Source organism: Pseudomonas putida NBRC 14164, assembly GCF_000412675.1.
GTDB lineage: Bacteria > Pseudomonadota > Gammaproteobacteria > Pseudomonadales > Pseudomonadaceae > Aquipseudomonas > Aquipseudomonas putida.
Map to the genome: position 1 here is coordinate 2,346,685 of NC_021505.1, position 14,633 is coordinate 2,361,317.

Here is a 14,633-nt window from a genome sequence, read left to right on the forward strand (position 1 = left end):
TTACCTTCTCGCGTAGCATACACCCATTGACAGTTGCCTGCTGACTGTTATCTTACAAGTGCGATGGCGTTCCGGCCATTTCGCATGCGGTAAGCGATGTCGAGGTTCGTCCAATCACTACTGGGAGCTGAGCATGAATAACAACAAGGGAGGGCGTACAGCCCTCGCGACCGCGGTAACATTGCTGATGGCCATGGGGACGGCAAACGCAGCAGACAGTGAAGTTGTCAGGATCGGCTTCGCCGGCCCTCTGACCGGCCCTTCGGCGCACCAGGGACAGGACGTCGAGCATGGCATTCAGATTGCCGTGGAAGAGGCCAACCAGCAGCAACTGAAAATCGGTGACAAGGTGGCCCAGTTCAAACTGGTCTCCGAGGACGATGTCGCCGACCCACGCACGGGCACGGCGGTGGCGCAACGCCTGGTGGACTCGAAAGTGGCGGTGGTGATCGGCCACTACAACTCCGGCACCAGCATCCCGGCTTCGAAGATCTACGCCGCCGCCGGCATCCCGCAGATCTCGCCCTCGGCCACCAACCCCACCTTGACCCAGCAGGGCATCCCTTCGGTGTTTCGCACGGTTAACGACGACGCCACCCTGGGCCGCTACGCCGGCAACTACCTCGTCAGCCAGCTCAAGGCCCAGCGCATCGCCATCTTCGATGACCGCACCGCCTATGGCCAAGGCCTGGCCGACGAGGTGACCAGGGCGGTCAAGGCGGCTGGCGGCAATGTGGTGGTGCGTGAGTACACCAACGACAAGTCCACCGATTTCAACGCCATCCTCACCACTGCCAAGGCGCAAAAGGCCGACGCGGTGTTCTTCGCGGCACTCGACTACCAGGCAGCACCCATGGCCAAGCAGATGAAGAACCTGGGCCTGAAGGCGCGCTTCATGAACATCGGCAACCTGCCCAATGACTCGTTCAAGCAGATGGCTGGCAGCGCCGCCGAAGGCACCTATGCCTGGAACTATGGCACGCCGCTGCTGGACATGCCCAAAGGGGCAGCCTTCGAACAGAAGCTCAAGGACAAGTTCGGCGTGGGTGTGGTGCAGTCGTCACCCGCTGCGTATGACGCCACCTGGGCCGCGATCAACGCCATGGTCAAGGCCGGTTCCGACGACCCCAAAGTGTATCTGTCAGTGCTCAAAAGCCAGAGCTATGACGGCGTCACCGGCACCATCGCCTTCGATGACAAGGGCAACCTGAAGAACCCGGCTGCCACCGTGTTCCAGTTCGCCGACGGTGGCTGGAAAACCTTGTCGGTCGAACGCGACTGAGTTTCACCCCATAACAAGCGGGCGCACGCCTGCGACATAACAAGAAGACTTTTCCCACCTGCCAGGCCAGTCGGCGTGTGGCGCTGAGCCGCCGCGCGCCGACGACAACGCAGTTTCGAGGATTCAGCGCGTGGACGGTAATTTCGATATCTTGTTGCAACAGGTCCTCAACGGCCTGGTGCTGGGCAGCATCTATGCCCTGGTAGCCTTGGGCTACACCATGGTCTACGGCATCATCGGCCTGATCAACTTCGCCCACGGCGAGGTGGTGATGATCGGCGCCATGGTCACCATTTCGGTACTGACAATGCTCGCTGGCGCCGGCTTTGCCCCTGGCATCATCACGTTGCTGCTGGCAATCATGGCTGCTGTGGTGGTGTGCATGCTGCTGGCCCAGGGCATGGAAAAGTACGCCTATCGGCCCTTGCGCAAAGCCCCGCGGCTGACCCCGCTGATCCTTGCCATCGGCATCTCCATCGCCTTGCAGAACCTGGCGATGATGATCTGGGGGCGCGGCTACAAGACCTTCCCCGAGGTGGTAGAGACGCGGCCCGTGGACGTGTTCGGCGCCACTGTCACCAACGTGCAGCTCTCGATCATGCTGGTTGCCGTGGTGATCATGCTTGGCTTGTGGCTATTGGTGGACAAGACCCGCCTGGGCAAAGCCATGCGCGCCACCGCGCAGAATCAGGAAGTGGCCGGGCTGATGGGCATCAACATCAATCGGGTGATCAGCGCCACTTTCCTGATTGGCGCCAGCCTGGGTGCCATCGCCGGGGTAATGCGCGCCATCAACTACGGCCAGGCCGATGCCTACATGGGCTTGCTACTGGGCCTGAAGGCGTTCTCCGCAGCGGTGCTTGGCGGTATCGGCAACCTGTTCGGGGCCATGGCTGGCGGCCTGTTGTTGGGTCTGATCGAATCGCTGGCGGCAGGCTACACCGGGCAGTTGACGGGCGGCTTCCTGGGGGCCAACTACCAGGACATCTTCGCCTTTGCGGTGCTGATCCTGGTGTTGCTGTTCCGGCCCAATGGGCTGCTTGGCGAACGCCAGGCTGACCGGGCGTGAGGAGGCAGTCATGAAAAACCTCAAGACCCAGTACCTGTTGTTGATTCTCGGCTTCATCGCCTTGCCGTTCCTGGTCGAGGCCATTCCCATGCTGGGCCCTACCTGGGTGCGCATTCTTGGCTTTGCCATGCTCTACGTGCTGCTGGCGTTGGGCCTCAACATTGTCATCGGTTATGCCGGCCTGCTCGACATGGGCTACATCGGCTTCTACGCCATTGGTGCCTACCTGTACGCACTGCTGGCTTCGCCCCACCTGCAAATGGCCGGCCTGCTTGAGGCTGTGCTGGACTGGCCGGTGTGGGTGATCATCCCGTTGGCTGCCCTGGCTGCGGCCATTTGCGGGGTGCTGATCGGTGCGCCGGTACTCAAGTTGCGCGGCGATTATCTGGCCATCGTCACCCTGGGCTTCGGCGAGATAATTCGCATCTTCATGAACAACCTGGACCAGCCGGTGAACCTCACCAACGGTCCCCAGGGCATCAGCAACATTGCCCCGCTGCACGTCGACTTCGGGGCATGGGCGCACGCGCCAGGTGCCGGGGCAACGCCGGTGCTGTCGCTGCAGCAAAGCTGGAGCCTGTTCGGCCTGCCCGTGTCGCCGGTGATCAGCTACTACCTGTTCTTCCTGTTCGTCGTCATTCTCTGCATCGTACTGTCCAAGCGCCTGGAAGTGTCGCGTATCGGCCGCGCCTGGATGGCCCTGCGCGAAGACGAAGTGGCGGCCGAGGCCATGGGCCTGAACAAGCGCAACCTCAAGCTGCTGGCCTTTGCCATGGGGGCGACCTTTGGCGGGGTATCCGGTGTGCTGTTCTCCAGCTACCAGGGTTTCGTCAGCCCCGAATCGTTCACCCTGATGGAGTCGATCATGGTCCTGGCCATGGTGGTGCTCGGCGGCATGGGCTCGATCCGGGGCGTGGTGCTGGGGGCGCTGATCCTGTCGGTGATGCCCGAACTGTTCCGCGACCTGGTCAACTGGGTCCAGCCGTGGGTGATGGACAACGTCACCTTCATCAGTCGCGATATCCTGCGCAACGTGCTGGATGCCTCAACCCTGCGCATGCTGGTATTCGGCCTGGCGCTGATCCTGGTGATGCGTTTTCGCCCCGAAGGACTCTGGCCGTCCAGTCGCCGCCGTGCCGAACTGCACGATGACGACCCTGAAGCCGAGCCGGCGCCTGCGGTGCTCAGCACTGCAATCAATGGACCGGCCAGCGAAGCCTCCTTCGAACTCCCGATCAAACAGGCGGACAAGGCATGAGCGATTTCCTTCTCGAGCTGCATCAGGTGAGCAAGTTCTTCGGTGGCCTGCAGGCCCTGCATGGCATTGACCTGAGCATCCGTCGCGGCGAGATCCGCGGCCTGCTGGGCCCCAATGGCGCCGGCAAGACCACGCTGTTCAACGTGCTCACTGGGCTGTATCGGGCCGAGCAGGGCAGGGTGATGTTCGACGGCAAGCCACTGCGCATCAGCAAACCGCACAAGGTGGTGGAGGCAGGCATCTCCCGCACCTTCCAGAACATCCGTCTGTTCCACAACATGACCGCCCTGGAAAACGTGATGATCGGCCGCCACGTGCGCACCCGTAGTGGTGTGTTCGGCGCAATTCTGCGTACCCCGGCCTGTGTGCGTGAAGAGCGGGAAATCCGCCAGGCCGCGCGTTACTGGCTGAACTACGTCGGCATCGGCCACTTGGCCGGTGAACTGGCCAAGAGCCTGTCCTACGGCGACCAGCGCCGCCTGGAAATCGCTCGGGCGCTGGCCACCGAGCCAAAGCTGATTGCGCTCGACGAACCGGCGGCGGGGATGAACGCTTCGGAAACCGAAGGCTTGCGCCAGCTGATGTGCAAGATGAAGGCGGATGGCAAGACAGTGTTGTTGATCGAGCACGACGTGAAGCTGGTGATGGGCCTTTGCGACCACATCACCGTACTGGAATTCGGCCGCAAGATCGCCGACGGCCTGCCGGCCGACGTGCGCAAGGATCCACGCGTGATCGAGGCCTACCTGGGTGCAGAGGCAGTGGCATGAAAAACATCCTGCAAGTGAGTGACCTGAAGGTCAGCTACGGGGCTATCCAGGCCATCAAGGGCATCGACCTGACGGTGGGCGAGGGTGAGATGGTGGCGCTGATCGGCGCCAATGGCGCCGGCAAGACCACCACCCTGAAAACCTTGGCCGGCTTGCTGAAGCCCAGCGCCGGCAGCATCACCTTCGATGGCAAGGCGCACGCGGCGATCAAGGGCCATGACCTGATCCGCGAAGGGCTGGCGCTGGTGCCGGAAGGGCGGGGCATTTTCCCCAAGCTGACGGTGCACGAAAACCTCGAGATGGGGGCCTTCAGTCGGCGCGACGGCAAGGACGCCATCGGTGCCGACATCGAACGCATGTACGGTATCTTTCCGCGCTTGAAAGAACGTGCCTTTCAGCTGGCCGGCACCATGTCGGGTGGCGAGCAGCAGATGCTGGCCATTTCACGGGCACTGATGGGGCGGCCCAAGCTATTGTTGCTGGACGAGCCCTCCATGGGGTTGGCGCCGATCATCGTGCAGAAGATTTTCGAAACCATCGTCGAGGTGGTCAAGGGCGGGGTAACGCTACTGCTGGTGGAGCAGAACGCCCGCCTGGCGCTGCAGACCTGCCAGCGCGCCTACGTGATCGATGGCGGCCGTATCAGCCTGGAAGGCTGTGCCAAGACCTTGTTGCATGACGACCAGGTGAAGAAGGCCTACCTGGGCGAATGATCCAATCACAATGACAAGAGGACTTGCCCTGGGGTTGAGTGTTTGCCTTGCTGGCCTCTTCGTGTGCACGCCAGCTCCCACAGGAATCTCACAGGCCTCAGGATCTGTGCAGTACTTGTGGGGGCGGGCGTGCCCGCGAAGAGGCCAGTAGGCCCATGCCCGATTTCCTCCCAGGCAGGTTCCCCGAGCCCAGCACCGCACCGCAGCCATTGGGCGCGAAGCAGCCCCGAATTCTCAGATGTGTGGCACGTTACGGCCACTTGCACCGCCTGCATACTCCGGCTTCAAGTGCCCTTGCTCATCCAGCAGGTAAGCATCCATCACCTCGCGCACCACCGGCCCCGCCACCCGGCCCCCAGCCTCACCGTTCTCGATCATCACCGCCACCACCACACTCGGGTGGTCGGCAGGTGCAAAGCCGACAAACAGGGCGTTGTCGCGGTGGCGCTCCAGGGTCTTGTTGCGGTTGTAACGCTCACCCTGCTTGATCGCCACCACCTGCGCGGTACCACTCTTGCCGGCGATCCGGTACTGCGCGCCTGCCGCAGCGGCGCGGGCAATACCGCGCGGGTCGTGCATGACCATCTGCATGCCCTGGCTGACCTGATCCCAGGCATGCTTGTCGTGCAGCACGATGTTGGGCATCGGGTTGGGGTCCACCGGCGCATCGCCACCCACGGTCATGGCCAAGTGCGGGCGATGCCACACGCCCTTGCTCGCCAGCAGGCTGGTGGCCTGGGCCAGCTGCAGCGGGGTGACCTGCATGTAGCCCTGGCCGATACCCAGGATAAGGGTTTCGCCCGGGAACCATGCCTGGCGCCGGGTGGCGCGCTTCCACTGGGCCGACGGCATCAGTCCGGAGGCCTCTTCGAACATGTCCAGCGACACCTTCTGGCCCAGGCCGAATTCGGCCATGTAGTCATGCAGGCGGTCGATGCCCAGCTTGTGCGCCAGGTCGTAGAAGTAGGTGTCGTTGGACCGCATGATGGCGGTGTACATGTCCACCCAGCCGTCGCCGCTGCGGTTCCAGTTGCGGTACTTGTGGTCGTAGTTGGGCAGCTCGTAGTAGCCCGGGTCGAACACCCGGCTGCCCGGGGTGATCACGCCGCTGTCGAGGCCGGCGATGGCCACTTCCGGCTTCACCGTCGAGCCCGGGGCATACAGGCCGCGCAGCACGCGGTTGAACAGGGGGCGGTCGATGGAATCGCGCAGTTCGGCGTACTGCTTGAAGCTGATGCCCTTGACGAACAGGTTGGGGTCGAAGCTGGGGTTGCTGACCATTGCCAGCACATCGCCGTTCGCCGGGTCCAGTACCACCACCGAGCCACGCCGGTCGCCCAGCGCCTTTTCTGCGGCTACCTGCAAGTGGGCGTCCAGGGTCAGGACAATGTCCTGGCCCGGGGTCGGGGCCTTGTGGTTGAGCACGCGCATCACCCGGCCCTGGGCGTTGGTCTCGACTTCCTCGTAGCCCACGTGGCCATGCAGCTGGCTTTCGTAGAAGTGCTCGATACCGGTCTTGCCGATTGACTGGGTGCCACGGTACTCGGTGCTGTCCAGGACCTTGGCTTCTTTCTCGTTGATGCGACCCACGTAGCCTACCGAGTGGGCGAAATGCCCAGCCAGCGGGTATTCGCGGATGAACTGCGGTTCCACCTCCAGGCCCGGCAGGCGGAACTGGTTCACCGCCACCAGAGCGATCTGCTCTTCGCTCAGGCCCACCATCAGGGTCACCGGTTCGAACGGCTTGCGGCCACGGCGCAGGTCTTTGTCGAACTGCTTACGGTCGTCTTCGGTCAGGCCTAGCACCTGGGTGAGGGTGTCGAGCACCTTGGCCGAGTCGCCGCCGGCCCGCTCACGGGTCATGGTCAGGTCGAAGCTGGGTTTGTTGTCGGCCAGCACCACGCCGTTGCGGTCGTAGATCAGCCCGCGTTCGGGGGCGATGGGCAGCACGTGCACACGGTTGTTTTCCGACACGGCGGTCTGCTGGTCGTGCTGCAGCACCTGCAAGACATACAGCCGCCCCACCAGCACGGCGACCAGGCTGAAGACCAGGATGGCGCAGGCCAGGAGCCGGCGATTGACCAGGTGCTTTTCCTTTTCGTGGTCCTTGAGGGGGATGGGTTGTGGCATCAGTAGCTCTTTTCAGCAGGTATCGCGGCGGCTGTGCGGGCGCGCGATCGGGCCGGGGATGCTACGCAACAGCCACCGCGCCCTCAAGGCGAGCGGCGGCTGGCGCTGGGTGGATAACGGCTGTTCGCCCCGCAATCAGGGCGCTGGCGGGGAACATGAAGATTTGTTCATGGCACCTTGGTCCTTAAGGGGCAGATATGGATTTTTAGTGTTTTATGGATCCATAGATATGTAGTGTTCGGTAAACGAACGAAAATTGGACTAAGCGTTAAATTATTAACTTACTGATAAACAAGAATAAAATGCACTGAATCTCAATTTTCATCCTTGGTCATGAGAGATTTTGTGGGAGTGATCGCATACGGCCTGTTGTTTGTGGATCCATTATCTGGTTGATTAGCGCCTGACAACGGCCGGAGCCCTCCTGCCGTATGCAATAACAATTACAAAAAGGGTTCAGTCATGAATGGCTATCCAGCGGCCCGGAACTGTCAGGGTTCCCCCCGTCTTGCCTGCGCGTGCGCATCTGTCCTCCCGCCTGTGGCCAACCGGCAGGTGACTCCATGAATACCGATCTCAAGCAACGCCTGGACAACGACCCGATGGGCCGCTTCCAGTACCTGGCCATTGGTATTTGCATCGTCCTCAACATGATCGATGGCTTTGACGTACTGGTCATGGCCTTCACTGCGTCGTCGGTGTCTGCCGAGTGGACCCTGAACGGCGCACAGGTCGGGCTGCTGCTCAGCGCCGGCTTGTTCGGCATGGCGGCCGGTTCGTTGTTCCTCGCACCGTGGGCCGACCGCTTTGGCCGTCGCCCGCTGATCCTGCTGTGCCTGGCGCTTTCCGGCATCGGCATGCTGCTCTCGGCAATGAGCCAGAGCCCGTTGCAACTGGCGCTGCTGCGTGGCCTGACCGGGCTGGGCATCGGTGGCATCCTGGCCAGCAGCAACGTGATTGCCAGCGAATACGCCAGCAAACGCTGGCGCGGCCTGGCGGTGAGTTTGCAGTCAACCGGTTATGCCCTGGGGGCGACGCTGGGTGGTTTGCTGGCGGTATGGCTGCTGGGGCATTGGGGCTGGCGCTCGGTGTTCCTGTTTGGCGGCATTGTCACCGTGCTGGTGATCCCGCTGGTGCTGTTGTGGCTGCCGGAGTCGCTGGACTTTCTGCTGGCGCGTCGCCCGGCCAATGCCCTGGCACGGGTCAACCGCCTGGCCGCGCGCCTTGGCCAGCCGGCGCTGGCACAACTGCCAACAGCCATGGCAAGGGAGCAGGGCGCCGCCCGCGGCTTCCGGCAGCTACTGACACCTGCCATGCGCCGCACCACCCTGGTGATCTGGTTGCTGTTTTTCCTGGTCATGTTCGGCTTCTACTTCGTCATGAGCTGGACCCCGAAACTGCTGGTTGCCGCCGGCCTGTCGGCACAGCAGGGCATCACCGGCGGGGTGCTGTTGAGTGTTGGCGGCATCCTTGGCGCGGCGCTGATCGGTGGCCTGGCTTCGCGCTGGCCACTCACCCGCGTGCTGGCCCTGTTCATGCTGATCACGGCGGTGCTGCTGGTGCTGTTCGTGGTCAATGGCGCGTCGGTGAGTGCCGCGTTGGCGCTGGGGTTGCTGATCGGGCTGTTCTCCAATGGCTGCGTGGCCGGCCTGTATGCCCTGTCGCCGGTGGTTTATGACGCCTCGGTGCGCGCTACCGGCGTGGGCTGGGGCATCGGCATTGGCCGCATGGGCGCAATTCTGTCGCCGACCGTGGCCGGCATGTTGCTCGATGGCGGCTGGCAACCGCTGCACCTGTACGGGGTGTTTGCCAGCGTCTTCGTGCTTGCCGCCGGTTGCCTGCTGTTGCTGCGCCCCGCGGCCAGCACCGCGCGGCCAGTGCTGGCCGACGCCTAAGCCTGGCCATCGATGATCGCTTGGGCGACCGTGGCGTAGAACCATTGCAGGGCGGCGGAGTTGTCGCTGTTGGGGTGCCAGTTCAGCGACACGTTGAACTCGGCAACCTGGAACGGCAGCTCAAGCATTTTCAAACCCCCGTCCTGCATGAACAGCCGGCCGATCTGTGCCGGCAGCACGGCGAGCAGGTCGGTACCGGGGATGATCTTCGGCAGCACCGAGAAGTGCGGCACCTGCAGGCTGATGCGCCGCTGCAACTGCATGCTGGTGAGCACGTCTTCGACACTGCCGTGGCCGGTGGTACGGGTAACGCTGATATGGCGTTCGGCAATGAACTGCTCAAGGCTCAGTTCATTGCCGATGCGAGGGTGGTCGCAGCTGAGCAGGCATACATAACGTTCGCGCATCAGTACCTGGCTGCGCGTGCCCGGCACCGGCGGGCGGCAGATGGCGGCGTCGATCTTGCCGCTGGCCAGCCAGTCGCCCACCTGGTCCACCTGCAGTGGCAGCACCTCGACTTCCGCCTGCGGGGCATCGCGGTTCAGGCGCGCCAGAATCAGCGGCAAGAAGCCCATTTCGCCAAGGTCGGAAAGGGCGATGCGAAACCTGCGTTCGGTGGTCGCGGGGTCGAACTGGCGGGTGCTCTGCACAGCACCTTCGATGCGCGTCAGTGCGTCACGCAGGGTGCCGTACAGCTGCTCGGCAACAAAGGTCGGCTGAATGCCGTCACGCGTGCGGCTGAACAGGGCGTCGTCAAACAGTTCGCGCAGGCGGGCCAGGCCATAGCTGACCGAGGGCTGGGTGACGAACAGGCGCTCGGCGGCAAGAGTGACGCTGCGGGCCTCGTACAGTGTGACGAAAGTGCGGATCAGGTTCAGGTCGATGTGGCTCATGGGGCACTGGCTTCGCATAGATAGGTTTTATTTTTGGTAAAGATAGTATCAATTTGATCAATCTGGCCGTGGCTGCAAAAGTAACCCGAATTCCAAAAACAAGCTGCAAGGGGCTTTATGAAAACTGTTCACGGCGCCACTTACGACATTCTTCGCCAGCATGGCCTGACCACCATCTTCGGCAACCCCGGCTCCAACGAGCTGCCGTTTCTCAAGGGCTTCCCGGAGGATTTCCGCTACATCCTCGGCCTGCACGAAGGCGCCGTGGTCGGCATGGCCGATGGCTACGCACTGGCCAGCGGCCAGCCCACCTTCGTCAACCTGCACGCGGCTGCCGGTACCGGCAATGGTATGGGCGCCCTCACCAATGCCTGGTACTCGCACAGCCCGCTGGTGATTACCGCCGGCCAGCAGGTGCGCTCGATGATCGGGGTGGAAGCGATGCTGGCCAATGTCGATGCCGCACAGCTGCCCAAGCCACTGGTCAAGTGGAGCCACGAGCCCGCTACCGCGCAGGACGTGCCGCGCGCCCTGAGCCAGGCGATCCACACCGCCAACTTGCCACCACGCGGGCCGGTGTACGTGTCGATCCCCTATGACGACTGGGCGTGCGAAGCGCCAAGCGGTGTCGAGCACCTGGCACGGCGCCAGGTGAGCAGTGCCGGGCTGCCGTCGCCTGCGCAGCTGCAGCACCTGTGCGAACGCCTGGCAGCGGCGCGCAACCCGGTGCTGGTGCTGGGCCCGGATGTCGATGGCAGCGCCGCCAATGGCCTGGCTGTGCAGTTGGCCGAGAAGCTGCGCATGCCGGCCTGGGTCGCGCCTTCGGCGTCGCGCTGCCCGTTCCCCACTCGGCATGCGTGCTTCCGCGGGGTTTTGCCGGCAGCCATTGCCGGCATCAGCCACAATTTGGCCGGGCACGACCTGATCCTTGTGGTGGGGGCTCCGGTGTTCCGCTACCACCAGTTCGCCCCAGGCAACTACCTGCCGGCCGGCTGCGAGCTGCTGCACCTGACCTGTGACCCGGGCGAAGCGGCGCGCGCGCCCATGGGCGACGCCCTGGTCGGCGACATTGCGCTTACCCTCGAGGCCGTGCTGGACGGCGTGCCGCAGAGCGTGCGGCAGATGCCCACCGCTTTGCCTGCTGCTGAACCGGTGGCGGATGACGGTGGCCTGTTGCGCCCTGAAACAGTGTTCGACCTGCTCAACGCCCTGGCGCCCAAGGACGCCATCTACGTCAAGGAGTCCACCTCTACCGTGGGTGCGTTCTGGCGCCGCGTGGAAATGCGTGAGCCGGGCAGTTATTTCTTCCCCGCAGCCGGTGGCCTGGGTTTTGGCCTGCCAGCAGCCGTAGGCGTGCAGCTGGCATCGCCTGGCCGGCAGGTGATCGGCGTGATCGGCGACGGCTCGGCCAACTATGGCATCACCGCGTTGTGGACCGCCGCGCAATACAACATCCCGGTGGTGTTCATCATCCTCAAGAACGGCACCTACGGCGCATTGCGCTGGTTCGCCGATGTGCTCGACGTCAACGATGCGCCCGGGCTGGACGTGCCTGGCCTGGACTTCTGCGCCATCGCCCGTGGCTATGGCGTGCAGGCGGTGCATGCGGCCACTGGCAGCGCCTTCGCCCAGGCCTTGCGTGAAGCGCTGGAGAGCGACCGGCCAGTGCTGATCGAAGTGCCGACCCAGACCATCGAGCCCTGAACCCGACACACACGCACACCACGCGACACCCACAAAAACAAGAACCGAGGTGGCTATGAAGACGACTTCCGTAAGTGAAGTGATCGATGCTGCACCCTTCAATCGCACGCACCTGCTGATACTGCTGTGGGGCTGTTTCATCATGCTGTTCGATGGCTATGACATGGTGATTTACGGCTCGGTGGTGCCACGCCTGATGCAGGAATGGCAACTTAGCGCCATCGAAGCCGGCACGCTCGGCAGCTGTGCGCTGTTCGGCATGCTGTTCGGCGGTACTTTGCTGGCGCCACTGGCCGACCGTTTCGGCCGGCGCAAACTGATCATCCTCACCACACTGCTGGCCAGCCTGGCGGCGTTCATGACCGGGCATGCAGAAACCCCGCTGGCGCTCGGTGCCTGCCGCCTGGTGACCGGGCTGGCCCTGGGCGCGCTGGTGCCCAGCGCCGTCAACCTGATCAGCGAGTTCGCCCCGCAAGGGCGGCGCAGCACCATGATCACCGTGATGTCCAGCTTCTATTCGGTGGGCGCAGTGCTGTCGGCTTTGCTGGCAATCGCGGTGATCCCGCAGTGGGGGTGGCAAGCTGTGTTCTATGTGGCTGTGCTGCCGGTGCTGGCCGTGCCGTTCATGCTGCGCTACCTGCCGGAGTCGGCGGCGTTTCTTGAGCTCAAGGGGCGCCGTGCCGAGCTTGAACGGTTGCTGGCGAAGGTCGACCCGGGGTTTCGCCCGGGCACCGAGCTACATTTGGCGGGCAGCGACCAACCGGTAGACAAGGCGCGCCTGGCGCAGTTGTTCGGCCCTGGTCAGGCCCTGGCCACCTTGTTGCTATGGGTGGCGTTCGCCATGTGCATGCTGATGAGCTATGGCCTCAATACCTGGTTGCCCAAGCTGATGGCGCAGGGCGGCTACCCCTTGGGCTCGAGCCTGGCGTTTCTGGTGACGCTGAACATTGGCGCCACGGTGGGTGCATTGTTTGGTGGCTGGCTCGCCGACCGCCTGGGGGTGCAGCGCACGCTGGCGCTGTTCTTCGTGCTGGCAGCGCTGTCGCTGGCGGCGCTGGGGCTCAACCCGGGCCCGCTGTTGCTCAACCTGCTGTTGCTGGTCGCCGGCGCTACCACCATCGGCACTCTGGCAGTAATCCATGCCTATGCCTCTATCGCCTACCCGGCGCACATCCGCTCCACCGGGGTGGGCTGGGCTGCCGGTATCGGCCGCCTCGGCGCCATCGCCGGGCCCATGCTGGGTGGCAGCCTGCTGTCGATGCAACTGCCGATCCAGCAAAACTTCCTCGCCTTCGCCCTGCCTGGGGTGATCGGTGCGCTTGCCATCGCCTTCATCCAGGTGCGTGCGCCACAACAGGCCAGTGAGCCTGAAGCTGCCAACAAACCTACGTGCTGACCAAGGAGCCTTGCATGTCTGCCAATTGCCCTCGTTATCAAGACCTTCAACTGCTGCCGATTGCCGGCGAGTGGCGCGCCGGTAGTGCCGGCAAGCCCCTGAATGTGTACAACCCATACAACGGCGACTTATTGCTTGAGGTCCAACAGGCCAGTCGTGCCGACCTGGATGCCGCCTATCTGGAGGCAGCCCGGGCACAGTCAAAATGGGCGGCACTGGGCCCCGCCGCACGCGCGGCGGTGCTGTACGAAGTGGTGGCGATATTTGATCGTCGCCGCGACGAGATCATCGACTGGATCATCCGCGAATCCGGCAGTACCCGGCTCAAGGCGCAGCTGGAATGGGGCGCGGCGCGGGCGATTGCACTGGAGTCGGCATCGTTCCCGTCGCGGGTGCATGGGCGCATCGTCGAGTCCAACGTGCCGGGCAAGGAAAGCCGCGTGTACCGCAGCGCCCTGGGTGTGGTCGGGGTCATCAGCCCGTGGAATTTCCCGCTGCACCTGACCCAGCGCTCGATTGCCCCGGCGCTGGCGCTGGGCAATGCCGTGGTGGTCAAGCCTGCCAGCGACACCCCGGTGTGCGGCGGCCTGCTGCTGGCACGCATTTTCGAAGAGGCCGGGTTGCCAGCCGGCGTACTCAGCGTGGTGGTCGGCGCGGGCGGCGATATCGGTGATGCCTTTGTCGAGCACCCGGTGCCGGCGCTGATCACCTTCACTGGCTCCACCCCGGTGGGGCGTGGCATTGGCCGTATTGCGAGCGGTGGCGAATACCTCAAGCACGTTGCCCTGGAGCTGGGCGGCAACAGCCCGTTCGTGGTGTTGGACGATGCCGACCTTGAACAGGCGGTGAATGCTGCCGTGTTTGGCAAGTTCCTGCATCAGGGGCAGATCTGCATGGCGGTGAACCGGATCATCATCGACGACAGCCTCTACGACGCTTTTGCGCAGCGCTTCGTCGAGCGTGTCAGGGCGCTGGTGGTAGGCGATCCGGACTCGTCAGCTACAGTGATCGGGCCGGTAATCAATGCCCGGCAACTGCAGGGCCTTCAGGACAAGATCAGCCTGGCACGCGGCGAAGGTGCCGAGCCGCTGTACGAGGGCGGGGTCGACGGCAACTTGCTGGCGCCGCATGTGTATGGCGAGGTCACCGTCGACATGGACCTTGCGCGTAACGAAATCTTCGGCCCCTTGGTGGGCTTGCTGCGCGCGCGTGACGAAGCGCATGCCCTGGAGCTGGCCAATGCCAGCGAATTCGGCCTTTCCAGCGCGGTGTTCAGCCGCAACCTGGAGCGTGCCGTGCGCTTTGCCCGCCAGGTGCGTGCAGGCATGAGCCACATCAACGACATCCCGGTGAACGACGAGGCCAACGCGCCGTTCGGCGGTGAGAAGAACTCGGGGCTTGGCCGTTTCAACGGGGACTGGGCCATCGACGAGTTTACCCGCGATCACTGGGTAAGCGTGCAGCACGTGCCGCGCCAGTATCCGTTCTGATGCATTGAGCCACTGAGTAGCGCCCGGCCCAGG

Annotated in this window: 11 protein-coding genes; 9 read left to right on the top strand and 2 right to left on the bottom strand. The window is 63.6% G+C overall.

What is annotated here, in order from left to right; all coding sequences use genetic code 11:
- Positions 1–133 precede the first annotated feature (133 nt).
- From PP4_RS10515 to PP4_RS10535, 5 genes are all read left to right on the top strand, one after another.
- Complete coding sequence (locus PP4_RS10515; RefSeq protein ID WP_016499160.1) at positions 134–1,282, top strand: branched-chain amino acid ABC transporter substrate-binding protein; 1,149 nt, start codon at positions 134–136, stop codon at positions 1,280–1,282.
- A gap of 130 nt (positions 1,283–1,412) precedes the next feature.
- Positions 1,413–2,351 (top strand): branched-chain amino acid ABC transporter permease, encoded by a 939-nt coding sequence (locus PP4_RS10520; RefSeq protein ID WP_016499161.1) that lies wholly within the window; start codon positions 1,413–1,415, stop codon positions 2,349–2,351.
- A 10-nt stretch (positions 2,352–2,361) separates the two neighbouring features.
- Positions 2,362–3,609 (top strand): ABC transporter permease subunit, encoded by a 1,248-nt coding sequence (locus tag PP4_RS10525; protein WP_016499162.1) that lies wholly within the window; start codon positions 2,362–2,364, stop codon positions 3,607–3,609.
- On the top strand, positions 3,606–4,379 hold the full coding sequence (locus PP4_RS10530; protein ID WP_016487588.1) for an ABC transporter ATP-binding protein: 774 nt from the start codon (positions 3,606–3,608) through the stop codon (positions 4,377–4,379). Before PP4_RS10525 ends, PP4_RS10530 begins: the two co-directional genes overlap by 4 nt.
- On the top strand, positions 4,376–5,092 hold the full coding sequence (locus PP4_RS10535; protein WP_016487587.1) for an ABC transporter ATP-binding protein: 717 nt from the start codon (positions 4,376–4,378) through the stop codon (positions 5,090–5,092). Before PP4_RS10530 ends, PP4_RS10535 begins: the two co-directional genes overlap by 4 nt.
- Positions 5,093–5,326: 234 nt before the next feature.
- On the opposite strand, the gene mrdA is transcribed toward PP4_RS10535, so the two are convergent.
- Complete coding sequence (gene mrdA / locus PP4_RS10540) at positions 5,327–7,222, bottom strand: penicillin-binding protein 2 (protein ID WP_016499163.1); 1,896 nt, start codon at positions 7,220–7,222, stop codon at positions 5,327–5,329.
- Positions 7,223–7,785: 563 nt separating this feature from the next.
- Between mrdA and PP4_RS10545 the strand changes: the two genes are divergently transcribed.
- Positions 7,786–9,117 (top strand): MFS transporter, encoded by a 1,332-nt coding sequence (locus PP4_RS10545; protein WP_016499164.1) that lies wholly within the window; start codon positions 7,786–7,788, stop codon positions 9,115–9,117.
- Here the strand turns inward: PP4_RS10545 and PP4_RS10550 are convergent.
- Positions 9,114–10,010 carry a LysR family transcriptional regulator gene (locus PP4_RS10550; RefSeq protein ID WP_016499165.1) on the bottom strand — a complete coding sequence of 299 codons (897 nt, stop codon included), beginning with the start codon at positions 10,008–10,010 and terminating at the stop codon, positions 9,114–9,116. The genes PP4_RS10545 and PP4_RS10550 overlap by 4 nt on opposite strands.
- Positions 10,011–10,127: 117 nt before the next feature.
- Between PP4_RS10550 and mdlC the strand changes: the two genes are divergently transcribed.
- The 3 genes from mdlC to PP4_RS10565 are packed head-to-tail and all read left to right on the top strand — an operon-like array spanning position 10,128 to position 14,600.
- Positions 10,128–11,714 (top strand): benzoylformate decarboxylase, encoded by a 1,587-nt coding sequence (mdlC, locus tag PP4_RS10555; protein ID WP_016499166.1) that lies wholly within the window; start codon positions 10,128–10,130, stop codon positions 11,712–11,714.
- A 55-nt stretch (positions 11,715–11,769) separates the two neighbouring features.
- The gene (locus tag PP4_RS10560) at positions 11,770–13,110 is read left to right on the top strand and encodes an MFS transporter (protein WP_016499167.1); all 1,341 of its coding nucleotides are present in this window, start codon (positions 11,770–11,772) and stop codon (positions 13,108–13,110) included.
- A 14-nt stretch (positions 13,111–13,124) separates the two neighbouring features.
- Positions 13,125–14,600 (top strand): aldehyde dehydrogenase family protein, encoded by a 1,476-nt coding sequence (locus PP4_RS10565; protein WP_016499168.1) that lies wholly within the window; start codon positions 13,125–13,127, stop codon positions 14,598–14,600.
- Positions 14,601–14,633 lie beyond the last annotated feature (33 nt).

Bases quoted from the DNA above. Each gene is read 5' to 3' on its own strand.
- PP4_RS10565 (WP_016499168.1), top strand. From the start codon at position 13,125: ATGTCTGCCAATTGCCCTCGTTATCAAGACCTTCAACTGCTGCCGATT.
- PP4_RS10535 (WP_016487587.1), top strand. From the start codon at position 4,376: ATGAAAAACATCCTGCAAGTGAGTGACCTGAAGGTCAGCTACGGGGCT.
- PP4_RS10550 (WP_016499165.1), bottom strand. From the start codon at position 10,010: ATGAGCCACATCGACCTGAACCTGATCCGCACTTTCGTCACACTGTAC.
- mdlC (WP_016499166.1), top strand. From the start codon at position 10,128: ATGAAAACTGTTCACGGCGCCACTTACGACATTCTTCGCCAGCATGGC.
- PP4_RS10530 (WP_016487588.1), top strand. From the start codon at position 3,606: ATGAGCGATTTCCTTCTCGAGCTGCATCAGGTGAGCAAGTTCTTCGGT.
- PP4_RS10525 (WP_016499162.1), top strand. From the start codon at position 2,362: ATGAAAAACCTCAAGACCCAGTACCTGTTGTTGATTCTCGGCTTCATC.
- PP4_RS10545 (WP_016499164.1), top strand. From the start codon at position 7,786: ATGAATACCGATCTCAAGCAACGCCTGGACAACGACCCGATGGGCCGC.
- PP4_RS10560 (WP_016499167.1), top strand. From the start codon at position 11,770: ATGAAGACGACTTCCGTAAGTGAAGTGATCGATGCTGCACCCTTCAAT.
- mrdA (WP_016499163.1), bottom strand. From the start codon at position 7,222: ATGCCACAACCCATCCCCCTCAAGGACCACGAAAAGGAAAAGCACCTG.
- PP4_RS10515 (WP_016499160.1), top strand. From the start codon at position 134: ATGAATAACAACAAGGGAGGGCGTACAGCCCTCGCGACCGCGGTAACA.